The sequence below is a fragment of the Desulfovibrio piger ATCC 29098 genome, assembly GCF_000156375.1.
Taxonomy (GTDB): domain Bacteria; phylum Desulfobacterota; class Desulfovibrionia; order Desulfovibrionales; family Desulfovibrionaceae; genus Desulfovibrio; species Desulfovibrio piger.
Map to the genome: position 1 here is coordinate 856,665 of NZ_DS996359.1, position 13,019 is coordinate 869,683.

12 protein-coding genes and 1 tRNA gene are annotated in these 13,019 nt (G+C 65.2%); 9 read left to right on the forward strand and 4 right to left on the reverse strand.

From position 1 onward, the window contains the following. Positions 1-222: 222 nt before the first annotated feature. The 6 genes from nikA to DESPIG_RS10305 all read left to right on the forward strand — a co-directional run bounded on the left by nikA (position 223) and on the right by DESPIG_RS10305 (position 6,234). Positions 223-1,803, forward strand: a complete 1,581-nt coding sequence (gene nikA, locus DESPIG_RS10280) for a nickel ABC transporter substrate-binding protein (RefSeq protein ID WP_246118349.1) — start codon at positions 223-225, stop codon at positions 1,801-1,803. 62 nt (positions 1,804-1,865) lie between these two features. Beyond that, entirely contained in the window at positions 1,866-2,807 is a 942-nt protein-coding gene (gene opp1B / locus DESPIG_RS10285) for a nickel/cobalt ABC transporter permease (protein ID WP_006008325.1), read from the forward strand. After that, positions 2,804-3,634: an ABC transporter permease gene (locus DESPIG_RS10290; protein ID WP_006008327.1), complete on the forward strand. Its 831-nt coding sequence runs from the start codon at positions 2,804-2,806 to the stop codon at positions 3,632-3,634. Before opp1B ends, DESPIG_RS10290 begins: the two co-directional genes overlap by 4 nt. After that, a complete protein-coding gene (locus DESPIG_RS10295) occupies positions 3,631-4,443 on the forward strand; it encodes an ATP-binding cassette domain-containing protein (RefSeq protein ID WP_246118350.1) in 813 nt (270 codons plus the stop codon). Before DESPIG_RS10290 ends, DESPIG_RS10295 begins: the two co-directional genes overlap by 4 nt. Next, complete coding sequence (locus DESPIG_RS10300; protein ID WP_006008330.1) at positions 4,443-5,261, forward strand: ABC transporter ATP-binding protein; 819 nt, start codon at positions 4,443-4,445, stop codon at positions 5,259-5,261. The genes DESPIG_RS10295 and DESPIG_RS10300 overlap by 1 nt, the downstream gene beginning before the upstream one ends. Positions 5,262-5,454: 193 nt before the next feature. Then, positions 5,455-6,234 carry a class I SAM-dependent methyltransferase gene (locus DESPIG_RS10305; protein ID WP_006008332.1) on the forward strand — a complete coding sequence of 260 codons (780 nt, stop codon included), beginning with the start codon at positions 5,455-5,457 and terminating at the stop codon, positions 6,232-6,234. Between the two features lie 170 nt (positions 6,235-6,404). On the opposite strand, the gene DESPIG_RS10310 is transcribed toward DESPIG_RS10305, so the two are convergent. From DESPIG_RS10310 to DESPIG_RS10325, 4 genes are all read right to left on the reverse strand, one after another. Then, a complete protein-coding gene (locus DESPIG_RS10310) occupies positions 6,405-6,914 on the reverse strand; it encodes a MucR family transcriptional regulator (RefSeq protein ID WP_040369819.1) in 510 nt (169 codons plus the stop codon). 335 nt (positions 6,915-7,249) lie between these two features. Beyond that, positions 7,250-7,344 (reverse strand) — tRNA-Ser (locus DESPIG_RS10315). Positions 7,345-7,439: 95 nt separating this feature from the next. Further along, positions 7,440-8,153, reverse strand: a complete 714-nt coding sequence (gene nadD / locus DESPIG_RS10320) for a nicotinate (nicotinamide) nucleotide adenylyltransferase (RefSeq protein WP_006008335.1) — start codon at positions 8,151-8,153, stop codon at positions 7,440-7,442. A 2-nt stretch (positions 8,154-8,155) separates the two neighbouring features. Further along, positions 8,156-9,415 carry a glutamate-5-semialdehyde dehydrogenase gene (locus DESPIG_RS10325; RefSeq protein WP_006008338.1) on the reverse strand — a complete coding sequence of 420 codons (1,260 nt, stop codon included), beginning with the start codon at positions 9,413-9,415 and terminating at the stop codon, positions 8,156-8,158. A gap of 319 nt (positions 9,416-9,734) precedes the next feature. Between DESPIG_RS10325 and DESPIG_RS10330 the strand changes: the two genes are divergently transcribed. Genes DESPIG_RS10330 through DESPIG_RS10340 form a run of 3 tightly spaced genes read left to right on the forward strand, consistent with a single transcriptional unit; the run spans position 9,735 to position 12,963 of the window. Further along, the gene (locus DESPIG_RS10330; RefSeq protein WP_006008341.1) at positions 9,735-10,442 is read left to right on the forward strand and encodes a tetratricopeptide repeat protein; all 708 of its coding nucleotides are present in this window, start codon (positions 9,735-9,737) and stop codon (positions 10,440-10,442) included. 46 nt (positions 10,443-10,488) lie between these two features. After that, positions 10,489-12,342, forward strand: a complete 1,854-nt coding sequence (gene iorA / locus DESPIG_RS10335) for an indolepyruvate ferredoxin oxidoreductase subunit alpha (RefSeq protein ID WP_006008342.1) — start codon at positions 10,489-10,491, stop codon at positions 12,340-12,342. A gap of 12 nt (positions 12,343-12,354) precedes the next feature. After that, complete coding sequence (locus DESPIG_RS10340) at positions 12,355-12,963, forward strand: indolepyruvate oxidoreductase subunit beta (RefSeq protein WP_006008343.1); 609 nt, start codon at positions 12,355-12,357, stop codon at positions 12,961-12,963. Positions 12,964-13,019: the final 56 nt, after the last annotated feature.

Sequence of the window (13,019 nt, forward strand, 5' to 3'; positions counted from 1 at the left end):
GGTCGCTGTGCTCATACATTCCTTTCAGCAATTCACCTTGCGGCTATCGTTATTTTTTACCTTTAATGAGTCCTGAGCCTACGCCATGCGGCTTGTTTTTCCTCATCTCTCCTCCTTTGAAATATGTGGCATGTTTTTAAAAAGCGTGCTACGATTTTTTTGGTAGCACGCTTTTTAAAAACATGCCACTAGTATGGGGAGGTCCCTGTGGAAAAAATGAGGATGGTCAAACTGCTTTCATGCTGGCTGCTGCTCTGCGGCCTGATCCTTCTGGCCGGCTGCCAGGATCGGGACGGGGAGAGGGTCGCCGCTCCGCGCACCGAGCTGGTCTACGCCAGCACCAAGGATATCCGGGACATCAATCCGCATCTGTATGGCGGTGAGATGGCGGCCCAGGGCATGGTCTTCGAGCCCCTGGTCATCAATACGGCGGAAGGGGTCCGGCCCTGGCTGGCCGAAAGCTGGGAGATATCGCCGGACGGCCGCGTCTACACCTTCCATCTGCGCCGCGGGGTGACGTTCAGCGACGGGACGCCCTTCGATGCCGAAGCCGTCCGCCTGAACATGGATGCCATCATCGCCAACCGCCTGCGCCATGCCTGGCTGGACATGATCAACGAGATCGAGCGTCACGAAGTCGTGGACAGCCACACCTGGCGTCTGGTACTCAAGCATCCCTATTATCCCACCCTCATCGAGCTGGGGCTGCTGCGTCCCTTCCGGTTCATCTCGCCGTCCTGCCTCATCGACGGGCAGACGCGTGACGGCGTGCGCGGCCTTGTGGGCACGGGCCCGTGGGTCCTGAAGGAACACAAGGAGAACCAGTACGCCCTGTTCACGGCCAATGCCTCCTACTGGGGCGAGAAGCCTCGCTTGCAGGCCGTGCGCTGGAAGGTGATGCCCGACCATCAGGCCATCCTGCTGGCCCTGCACAAGGGGGACGTGGATCTGGTGTTCGGGGCCGATGGCGACATGCTCAATCTGGACAATTTCGACGCCATCCGTCGTGAGGGGCGCTACGCGGCGGCCATCAGCCAGCCCATCGCCTCGCGGGCCATACTGCTCAACGCCCATCAGCCCTTCACCCGGGAGCGGGACGTGCGCCTGGCCCTGCAGTACGCGGTGGACAAGGAAGGCATCGCCGCCACCATCCTCAACGGTTCCGAGACCGTGGCTCCCAGCCTGCTGGCCTCCACGGTGGCGTATTGCGACCTGCCGCTGGAAGCGCGCGGCCATGACCCGGAAAAGGCGGCCCGCCTGCTGGACGGGGCCGGATGGCTCATGGCGGCTGACGGCTGGCGCTACAAGGACGGACAAAGGGCCAGTGTGCGCCTGTACTACAATTCGCAGAACGCGCAGGAGCGCAGCATCGGGGAGTACATGCAGGCGGACCTGAAAAAGATCGGCGTGGAGATGAAGATCGTGGGCGAGGAGAAGCAGGCCTTTCTGGATCGCCAGAAGAGCGGCGACTTCGAATTGCAGTACTCCCTGTCCTGGGGCACGCCCTACGATCCGCAGTCCTATCTTTCCTCGTGGCGCATCCCGGCGCACGGGGACTATCAGGCCCAGCTGGGCCTGGAACGCAAGGACTGGCTGGACGCGTCCATCACCCGCCTGATGACCGAGACCGACGAGGAACGCCGCAAGGCCCTGTATGCGGAGATCCTCGGCTATGTGCATGACGAGGGCGTCTACATCCCGCTGACCTATTCCCGGACCAAGGCCGTCCATGTGCGGGAGCTCAAAGGGGTATCGTTCGGCGTGTCGCAGTACGAGATCCCCTTCGAGAAGATGTATTTTTGATGCGTCCCGCTCTCCGCTGTCCTGCAGGCATTCCTGGAGGGCAGCGGGAGCGGGGATGAAGGATGGACATGAAGCATTGCCTGTTGCGTCGTCTGCTGGGGCTCGTGCCGCTCCTGCTGGGGATATCGTTCCTGTCGTTCGTCCTCATCCAGCTCAGCCCCGGGGATCCGGCGGAAGTGGCCATCCGGGTCAACGACATCACCCCCACGCCGGAACTGCTGGCCGAGATGCGCGCGCAGCTGGGGCTGGACAGGCCCTTCCCGGAGCGCTACCTGCGCTGGCTCGCGGATGTGCTCCGGGGCGATCTGGGCACGAGCTATGTGAACGGGCGGCCCGTGGCCGGAGAGCTGGCCCAGGCCCTGCCGCCCACCCTGATGCTGGCGGGGACGGCCGCGGCCATCATGCTGGCATGCAGCCTGGCCGTGGCCCTGGTCTGTGTCCGCCATGAGGGCAGGGCGGTGGATCGTTTGCTGCGGGGCCTGCTCTTCCTGGGCACCTCCGTACCGGCCTTCTGGGCGGGGCTGCTGCTGATCTGGCTGTTTTCCGTCCATCTGGACTGGCTGCCCACCGGCGGCCTTGAGGGACCGTCCTCGCTGGTGCTCCCGGCCGTGACGCTGGCCTTGCCGTATCTGGCCGCCTATGCCCGGCTGTTGCGCAACAGCATGGTGCAGACCGCACAGGAGGATTTCGTCCTCTACGCCCGGGCCTGCGGCCGCAGCCGGGGGGCCATCCTGCGCATGGTGCTCCGCAATTCCCTGCAGGCCAGCCTCACGGCTCTGGGCATGAGCCTGCCCAAGCTGGTGGCGGGCAGTTTCGTGGTGGAGTGCATCTTTGCCTGGCCCGGGCTGGGGCGTCTGTGCGTCACGGCCATCTTCAACCGGGATCTTCCCGTCATCCAGGCCTATGTCCTGCTGATGGCCGTGCTGTTCGTGGCCGGCAACCTGTGCATGGACATCTGTGCGTCCCTGTTGGATCCGCGCCTGCGTGAACGGGGGCTGCGATGAGGTGCGTACGGGCATTGCTGCATGACAGGGCGGGCCTGGCCTGTCTGCTGTTCCTGGGCATCGTGCTGCTGGCGGCCCTGCTGGCCCCGTGGCTGGCGCCCTGGGATCCGCTGGCCGTGGACGGCAGCCGCAAGCTGGCCCCCTGCGGCCCCGAGCACTGGCTGGGACGCGACATCTTTTCCCGTCTGCTCTACGGGGCCCGGGCCACGCTGGGCGTCTCGCTGCTGGCCATGGGGGCCACGGTCACGCTGGGGGCCCTGCTGGGCATGCTGGCGGGCCTCGTGCGCGGACGGGTGGAGGCCTGCCTCATGCGTTTGTGCGACGTGATGCTCTCTTTTCCCGGCGAGGTCATGGTGCTGGCCATCGTGGGCATGCTGGGGCCGGGGCTGGAGAACGTGGTGCTGGCCTGCGTGGTGGCCAAGTGGCCCTGGTACGCGCGCATGATGCGGACCGTCACCCTTCGCTATGCGGACAGGGACTTCGTGCGTTTCGCGCGCGTGGCGGGCTACGGCACGGGGCACATCATCCGGCGCCATCTGCTGCCCTGCGCTGCCGGGGAGATCAGCGTCCTGGCCACGCTGGATACCGGCGCGGTGATACTGATGGTCTCGGCCCTGTCCTTCCTGGGGCTCGGCGTGCAGCCGCCCACGCCGGAATGGGGCATGATGCTGGGCGAGGCGCGGGAGGTGATGGTCCTGTACCCGTGGCAGATGCTGCCGCCCGGGCTGGCCATCCTGCTGGTGGTGGCGGCCTGCAATTATCTGGGCGACAGCCTGCGTGATGCCCTGGACCCCAGGCACGCCATGCACAAGGAGCCTGTGCTGTGAGTCATGGACATCGGGCGCCGTTGCTGGAACTGCGGCATGTCTCCGTCACCGAGGGCCTGTCCGGCAGGCCGCTGGTGCAGGACGTGAGCTTTTCGCTGCAACGCGGGCACTGTCTGGGCATCGTGGGCGAGAGCGGCAGCGGCAAGAGCCTGCTTTGCCGGGCCCTGCTGGATCTGCTGCCGTCCGGGCTGGTCAGGAGCGGGCAGGTGCTTTTCGACGGCCGCGACCTGAGCCGTCTCGATCCCGCGGGCTGGCGGGAGCTGCGCGGCACGGGCATGGCTGTCATCCTGCAACAGGCCATGACGGCCTTCGATCCTCTCCGGCCTTTGGGAAAGCAGCTGACGGGGACCTTGCGGGACAGAAGAGGGCTTTCCGCTGCCCGGGCCCGGGAGGACGTCCGCGATGCCCTGCAACGGGTGGGCCTGCCGGAGACCGTCCTGGACAGCTATCCGCACCAGTTGTCCGGCGGCATGCTGCAACGCTGCATGATCGCCCTGACCCTGGCCCTGCGGCCCGCGCTGGTGGTGGCCGATGAGCCCACCACCGCGCTGGATGCCTGCCATCAGCGGCAGGTGCTGCGCTGTCTGGCCGACCTGGCCCGTGATGCTTCCCTGATCTTCGTCTCGCACGATCTTGGCGCGGTACAGCAGCTGGCCGATGAGGTGCTGGTCATGCAGGCGGGGAGCTGCGTCGAATACGGGCAGGCGGCACAGCTTTTCGATGCGCCGTGCCATGCCTGTACCCGGCATCTGGTCCGTACCCGGCTGGCCCTGTGGCGGGGCTTCCGGAAAGCCCTGGAGGACAGGTGATGACCGGCAGGGACATTTTTCTTTCTGTGCAGGACATCTGGAAGACCTACGCCGTCCCGCATGGAGGGGGCTCCCGGCCCGTGCTGCGGGGCCTGGACTTTTGTCTGGAGCGGGGCGGGATGGCGGGCCTGGTGGGCGAGAGCGGCAGCGGCAAGAGTACGCTGGCGCGCCTGCTGCTGGGGCTGGACTGCCCCGACCGTGGCACCGTGCTGCTGGAAGGCCAGCCCCTGCGGCAGTGGCGGGCCCGGGGCGGAAGGCTCTCCGTGGTCTTCCAGGATTATATGACCTCGGTAAATCCGGGATTCACGCTGGCGGAGGTCGTGGACGAAGGTTTTGGCCCGGGCTGTCGTCTCTCCCGCCGGGAGCGGCGGTGGGAAGTGGACAGGCTGCTGGAGCGCGTGGGGCTTTCTCCTGCGCTGGCTGGCCGCCTGCCGCATGAGCTCAGCGGCGGACAGGTACAGCGGGCCTGCATCGCTCGGGCGCTGGCCGCACGGCCGTCCTTTCTGGTGCTGGACGAGGCCGTGAGCTCGCTGGATGTCCCGGTGCAGGTGCTGGAACTGCTGCGGGACATCCGCAGCGACATGACCTGTCTTTTCATCACCCATGACCTTCAGGCCGCGGCGCTGGTTTGTGACAGCCTGCTGGTCCTGGATCAGGGCCGCTGTGTGGAGCATCTGCCGGTGTCGCAGCTGGGGAGCGCCCGCAGTCCGCGCTTGCGGCGGATGCTGGAAACGGTGGTCCCGTTTCGCTCCGCCTGGGACGGAAGCTGGGATGACGCTGCCGGGGCAGAAGATACCGGTGACACAACGCAGAGCTGAACGACAGGGACGTGCATGGCGTTCCGGTGTGGAGCAGGCGGTATAAAGAGTAGGGATATATGCCCGGCACCGGGGAAGGTGACCGGCCGTACCCTGTCATGAGGCGGGACAAGATCGAGTGATCGTGCCGCAGGGAAAGAGGCAAGTAGCAAGGCAAAACAGCCGGTCCCCGCGCGACGCGGCAAGGGAGTATATGATGGAGCAGAGTGTCACCATCCCCAAGGATGCCGTGACGGCCCGGCCCGGGCTCGACGGGCGCATCCGGCGCTACTGGACCCGGCGTTCCGATGCCTTCGGGCAGGTACGCCGTGAGGAATTGCAGAGTGACAAATCTTCCCTGTGGCGGGCGGAGATCCTGCCCTGGCTGCCGCACAGGGAAGACGGGACCGCCCTGCGCATACTGGATCTGGGGACGGGCGCGGGATTTTTTGCCATCCTGCTGGCGCAGGCGGGCTGTGAGGTCACGGGCATCGACCTGGGCGAGGGGATGCTGGCCCAGGCCGCCGCACTGGCCGATGAAGCGGGCTGTACGGTGGCGTGGCGCTGCATGAGCGCCACCGAGCTGGACTTTGGAGAGGCATCCTTCGATGGCGTCCTGGCCCGCAACCTGACCTGGACGCTGACGGATCCCGAGGCGGCCTATGCGGAGTGGTTGCGGGTGTTGCGCCCCGGCGGCGTGCTGCTCAACTTCGATGCCGACTATGGGGCGGTGGATTTCACCCGGCTTGCCGATGAGAAGGGACAGCATGCCCATGCCGATGTGGACGATGCCCTTTTGCAGGAAGGGGAGGATATCCGCCGGGCCCTGCCCCTGAGCCGCCGGGAGCGGCCCCGGTGGGACATGGAAGCTCTGGCACGGGCGGGCTTTGTCCGTTGCAGCTGCGATACCGGGCTCAGCGGGCGGATCTTCGTCCGGCGGGACGCCACCTACAATCCGGTGCCCATGTTCGCCCTGCGCGCGTATCGTCCCTGATCCCTCTGTGGCGGGGGGCGTCAGGGGCATGCCGTCTGCGGCTCAGGTTCGTTAAAGAATAAAATAAGGGGATGCCCGTGGGCATCCCCTTGTTCATTTCTTTGCCATCCTGACGGATGCGATGGCTGCGGATCATGCCGCTCCTGGGAACCGGCCATGCCGCAAAGCCCTTAGGCGTTTTCGGCCTGCCGCTTTTCCTTGCGAGCCTGCTGGGCCCTCTGGACATTGCGTCGCATCTTGGCTTCGAAATTCCGGGACATCAGCTTTTGCTCGGAAGGATAGCCGCAAAGGTATTTGTACTCTTCCACATTGATGCCGTGGTTGGCCAGATGGCGGGAAGTCAGGGAGCAGGCCGCCTTGCCGCACAGGCAGCAGGTGATGGTGTTGTCGGTGATGGCTTCCGCGGGATTGAAGACCAGGTCGGCCTTGGTGAAGATCTTTTTGGGGGCCGGGGCGGGCTTTTTTTCCTCTTCCACGGGGAGGGGCTCGGCCACGGGGGGCAGGGCGGCAGGCGCGGCCTCTTCGGCCTTCACAGGCTGCTCGGCCTGCGCATTGATGCGGCGCTCGATGGCCATATTGAGAAGTTTTGCCTTCTCGTATTGCTCCATGATGAATTCGATGGGCTGATCGCTATATTTGTTGAAAATAGCATTAAAAATATCTTTGTCTTCCAGAGCCATAAAGTCCCTCCTTTTATTCATATGCCAGAGGTGAACGTATATGAGCAATACTTGTATGGCAAGCGTTAATCCTTGATTTTAAGATTATAAATTATTTGATAATCCGTTAACAGGGATGATAATCGTTGTATTTGTCGAAAATCCATAGCTGTCTATGGGGTCAGTCAGAATGGTGGAAGACTTCAGTTCTTCTTGGCCATTGGAGCAAATAGAAGTTTTGTTTGCCGGATTGTTTTCAATTTTATCTTCGTGAACGTCCCTGAACCTCAAAAACAGAAAAAGTCCGCTCAGCTCAAGGCTTTGCGGACTTTCGTGAATCTTGGTGGTCTTTAGTATGGCGGAGAGGGTGGGATTCGAACCCACGTACCGGCTATTAACCGATAACTCGATTTCGAGTCGAGCGCGTTACGGCCAACTTCGCTACCTCTCCGCTCTTTGATGCCGTGCATGCACAGCAAGGCCGAAGGCATTATTTAGTCTGTTTCGGTGAAAAAAGCAATATGTTTTCTTGCAGCCTCGGCGCTATCAGGCATCGTCCGTCCTGGTCTCGGGCAGCCAGTGCTCCAGCACGGTATCCCTGTGGGTGTCCAGCAGGTCCAGGACGGGCCGGGGCACCAGAAAATCCACGTTCAGGCCGTGCAGCCAGCGGTGGCGGATGCGCGAAGCGCTGACCGAGATCCACGGCAGGGGCACGAAGTGGACCAGACCGCCACCGGGCAGGCGCATGCGGCGGCTCCCGGGCAGGACAGGCTCGCAGGGCCGGGCTCCGGGCCACATGCTTTCCGTGGCGGCCAGGAAGTTTTTTTCCGAGCCTTCACCGCGCGGCACCACCACCAGCTGGCAAAGCTCGGGCAGCTCCAGCCCCCGGTGCCAGTGGGGCAGCAGGGCATAGTCCGGGTTGCCGAGGATGAAAAACAGGGGGCGTTCGGGCGTCTCTTCGCGGCAGGCCTGCAAGGTGTCCCAGGTATAGGAAAGGCCGGGGCGCTCGGCTTCCATGCGGTTGCACGAAAGGCCGGGCAGGCCGTCCAGACAGGCTTCCACCATGGCGGCCCGCAGGTCGAAGGGCAGCAGGCCGCTCACCACCTTGTGCGGCGGTGTGGCGCAGGGCATCAGCTCCACGCTGTCGGCCAGGGGGCGCAAGGTCTCAGCCATCTCGATGGCCAGACGCAGGTGTCCCACATGCGGCGGGTTGAAGCTGCCGCCGAACAGGGCACGGCCCGCTGCGCGCTTCCAGTCCATGTCTATTGCCGCACCTGCCCCTGACCGAAGACCACGAACTTGGTGGTGGTCAGCTCCTGCACGCCCATGGGGCCGTAGGCGTGGAGCTTGGACGTGGAGATGCCGATCTCCGCGCCAAGGCCCAGCTGGCCGCCGTCGTTGAAGCGGGTGGAGGCATTGACCGCCACCATGGAGGCATCGGCTTCACGCAGGAAGCGCATGGCGTGCTCGTGGTCGTTGGTGCAGATGATCTCCGTATGGTTGGAACCGTAGCGGGCGATGTGCGCCAGGGCCTCGTCCATGTCGTCCACCACGCGGACGGCCAGGACCAGGGCGTGGAATTCCTGGCCCAGATCGTCGGGGCTCTGGGCCTTGGCCGTGGGCCCCAGCAAGGGCAGGGAAGCGGGGCAGGCACGGAACTCCACACCGGCCTCGCCCAGGCGCCGGCCCACACGGGGCAGGAAGGCCGCGGCGCAGTCCTTGTGCACCAGCAGGCACTCCAGGGCATTGCAGACGCCGGGACGCTGCGCCTTGCCGTTGAAGACGATGTCCAGGGCCTTGTCCAGGTCCGCGTCCGCGTCCACGAAGGCGTGGCAGACGCCCTTGTAATGCTTGAGCACCGGCATGGTGGCGGCTTCGGTCACGGCACGCACCAGACCTTCGCCACCGCGCGGGATCATGACGTCGATGTACTGGTCGAGCTTGCACAGCTCGGTGACGGCGGCGTGATCCGTGGTCGTCACCAGCTGGGCCGCATCGGCGGGCAGGCCGGCTTCTTCCAGTGCCTGGCGCAGCAGGGCGGCCAGAGCGGTGTTGGAGTGCAGGGCCTCGCTGCCGCCGCGCAGGATCACGGCATTGCCCGCTTTCAGGCAGAGGATGGCCGCGTCGATGGTCACGTTGGGGCGGGCCTCGTAGATCATGGCGATGACGCCCAGCGGCACGCGCATGCGGCCCACCAGCAGACCGTTGGGGCGCTGCCACTGGCTGTCCATGGCACCCACGGGATCGGGCAGACCGGCCACATGCAGGCAGGCGGCGCGCATGTCCGCCAGTACGGCGGGATGCAGGGTCAGGCGGTCCATGCGGGGGGCGTCCAGGCCCCGGGCGCGGGCCGCGTCCAGATCCTGCGCGTTGGCGGTGCGCAGCTCGGCTTCCCGCTCTTCGAGCAGGGCGGCCAGACGGGTGAGGGCGGCGTTCTTGGCCGCGGGGCTGGCTTTGGCCAGCAGGCGGGCGGCTTCCTTGGCCTTTTGGCCGAGCAGGGTCATTTCTTGTGCCAAAGTCATACGGGCTCCTTGGGTTGGCTTGTCTCTCTATACGCTGCCGCAGGGAGGAGGGCAAGGGGACGGCCCCCGCACGGGATGACGCCGAGCGTCCGGATTTCCTCCTTTTTTTGCAAGAGGGGCGCCCGGTGGAGAAGCCTGTTGCCTCTCCTGTTCCCGGCGTTTGCCCCTTTGGGAGGAAAAACGCCCGCTCAGGGGATTCCCTACTGCCGGCAGGGGGTTTTTCTTTGACAGAAGGCCGTCCCCTATCCTACATAAATAGACCGCACCGTGACAGCTCCGGCGACCGCGGGCGAAGCTTTTGCAAGGAGCACCGAAAGAAATGAATCCTGTCAGACCTCAGAATACCCCTGAATCTCCTACCCTGCTCAATGACCTCAAGGCTGAGGTGAGCGCGGAAAGCGCACCGCTGCTGCAGTTCATCGTGCGCAACAGCGGGCTGATCGTGGGCGTGGTGGTCGTCCTTCTGGTGGCCCTGGTAGGCACCGCCGTGTGGCGCTGGCATCAGGGCGGCCTGCAGGCCGAGGCCCAGACCGAACTGGCGCGTATCGGCATCACCATGAAGGGCGGGGATCGCCTCAAGGCGCTGGACGACCTGGCAGCCAAAGCTCCCGAGAACATGCGCTACAGCATCTATCTGATGCAGGCCGAGTTCGCCATGCAGGATCAGGACTACAGCCGGGCCGAAAAGGCCTACGCCACGGCGGCCAAGCTGGATGCCGACGGCGCCATGGGCCTGATGGCCGCTCTGGGCCAGGCCGGCGCGCTGATCAAGCTGGATCGTCCCGCTGATGCCGTGACCCTGCTGCAGGGCCTGGAGAGCCGTGCCACCGAAGATGGCCGCGCCACCCTGCGCATGCTGCTGGGCGAGGCCGCCGAAGCGGCGGGCAAGACCGAGGTGGCCGTTGCCGCCTATGAAGCCCTGGCCGCCTCGCAGCCTGGCCTGGACGGTGAATTTTACCGCTCGCGCGCGGAAGCGCTGGGCGGTGGCAAGGCCGCGCCCGTGAAGGACGGCGCGGAGAACAAGTAAGAACGTTGGCGGCCCCTCTGCCGACGCGCACGGGCCGGGAGGACACATGAGCAAACATCCTCTGCTGCACGGGGCGCGTGGCGAGCGCCACGTTTTGCTGGGCAATGAAGCCATCGTACGCGGCGCGCTGGAAGCCGGCGTGAACATGGTCACCTGCTATCCTGGCACGCCTTCTTCCGAAGTGCCGGATACCTTTTATAAACTGGGCGGCGAGGGCCGCTACAAGATCGAGTACGCTGTCAACGAAAAGGTCGCCTTCGAAGTGGCCGCCGGTGCGGCCCTGGGCGGTGCCCAGGCCCTGGTGACCATGAAGCACGTGGGCCTCAACGTGGCGGCCGACCCGCTGTTCACCTCGGTCTACACCGGTCTGCCCGGCGGTCTGGTGGTGCTTTCCGCCGATGACCCCGGCTGCCACTCCAGCCAGAACGAGCAGGACAACCGCTATTACGCGCGTTTTGCTTCCCTGCCCTGTTTCGAGCCCGTGTCCGCCCAGGAAGCCAAGGACATGACCCGCGAGGCCTTCCGTCTGGCCCGCGAGCTCCAGCAGCCCGTGCTGCTGCGCACCACCACCCGCGTCAGCCACATGCGCGGCAACGTGGAGTTCGACGATCTGCCGGCAGGGCCCGCGCCCATCGTGGACTTCCAGCGCAATCCCGGCCGCTTCGTGCCCGTGCCCGCCGTGGCCCGTGGCCGTCACCGCTCCCTGCTGGAGATCATGGAAAAGGCCCGCGCCTTTGCCGAGTCCAGCCGCTTCAGCCGTGAATACGGTCCCGAAGGCTGCCGCCTGGGCATCATCGCCAGCGGCGTGGCCCGCAACTATCTGGCCGACGCCCTGGCCTCCGGCGGCTGGGAAGAGCGCGTGCGCGTGCTCGAGCTGGGCATGACCTGGCCCCTGCCCGAAGGCCGCATCGAAGCCTTCCTGCAGTCCTGTGACCGCGTGCTGGTGCTGGAAGAAGGCGAGCCCCTGCTGGAAGGCAGCGTGCGCGCCCTGGCCCAGAAGTGCGGCTGCAAGGCCCGCATCGAAGGCAAGGACGAGACCCTCACGGTGCTGGGAGAATACTCCACCACCCTGGTCCTGCGCCGCGTGGCCGACTATCTGGACTGCCCCTGCCCGGTCAAGGCCTCTTCGCCCGTGGTCCGCGAACTGCCCGTGCGTCCGCCGAACCTTTGCGCCGGCTGCTCCCACCGCGCCGTCTACTACGCCGTCCGTCACACCTTTGGCGACGACGCCTACTATTCCAGCGACATCGGCTGCTACACCCTGGGCATGCTGCCGCCCCTGCGCATGGCCGACTTCCTGGTCTGCATGGGCTCCTCCGTGTCTGCGGGCAGCGGTTTTTCCCGGGCCTCCGGCAAGCCGGTGGTGGCCTTCATCGGTGACTCCACCTTCTTCCATTCCGGCATGACCGGCCTGGCCAACGCCGTGTTCAACAAACACGACATCCTGGTGGTCATCCTCGACAACGGCACCACCGCCATGACCGGCCACCAGCCCAACCCCGGCATGCTGCAGGACATCCTCGGTGAAGAGGCCATGCATCTGGATATCGAATCCGTGGTGCGCGGTCTGGGCGTCACCGAATGCGTGAAGGTGCGCTCCTACAACCTCAAGGCCCTGCATTCGGCCCTGGAAGACATGCGCGACAAGAAGGGCGTGCGCGTCATCATCGCGGAAGAACCCTGCGTGCTCTATGCCCGCCGCCGTCTCAAGAAGACCGCCGCCCAGGTGGCCTATGTGGCTGAGCAGGGCGCCGATGCCCAGCGCTGCTTGGAAGAACTGGCCTGCCCCGCTTTCTACCGCAACGGCGAGGACGTGGCTGTGGATGAGAATCTCTGCACCGGCTGCATGGTCTGTCTGCAGGTGGCCCCCAAGGCCTTCAAGGCCAGAAAGCGCGCCTAGGTGAGGTGTATTATGCAACATAGCGACAAACAAAAGCGTCTTCGTATCTTCTTCACCGGCGTGGGCGGACAGGGCACCCTGACCGCCACCACCCTGCTGGCCCGCACCGCCCTGGATGCCGGGCAGGAAGTGGTGGCCGGCGAAGTCCACGGCATGGCTCAGCGCGGCGGTGTGGTGGAATCCGTGCTGCTGCTGGGCGGCTGGCGTTCGCCCAAGCTGGACCTTGGTGAAGCCGATATCCTGCTGGGCTTCGAACCCCTGGAGACCCTGCGCGGTCTGCCGTACCTGCGTCCCGGCGGCGTCATCTTCTCCAGCCGTGATCCCATGCCGCCTCTGAGCGTGTCTCTGGGCATGGCCGAATATCCTTCCATGGAAGAGATCGAGCAGAAGTCCCGCGCCGTGGCCAGCCAGTGCCATTTTCTGGCCTGCCGCGAGCTGGGCATCCAGGCCGGTGCCGCCCAGGCGGGCAACACCGTGCTGCTGGCCGCTGTCTGTGCCTCGGGCCTGCTGCCCTTCGGTATCGACGCCCTCAAGGCCGCCATCGAAAAATACCTGCCCGCCAAGTTGCAGGCCTCCAACCTCAAGGCCCTGGAACTCGGTCAGGCCGCCCTGCATATGTAACAGCAGCATGGCTGTGCTGTTTTGTTGAGGGGCGGGGGAACCCCTCGCCTAGCGCG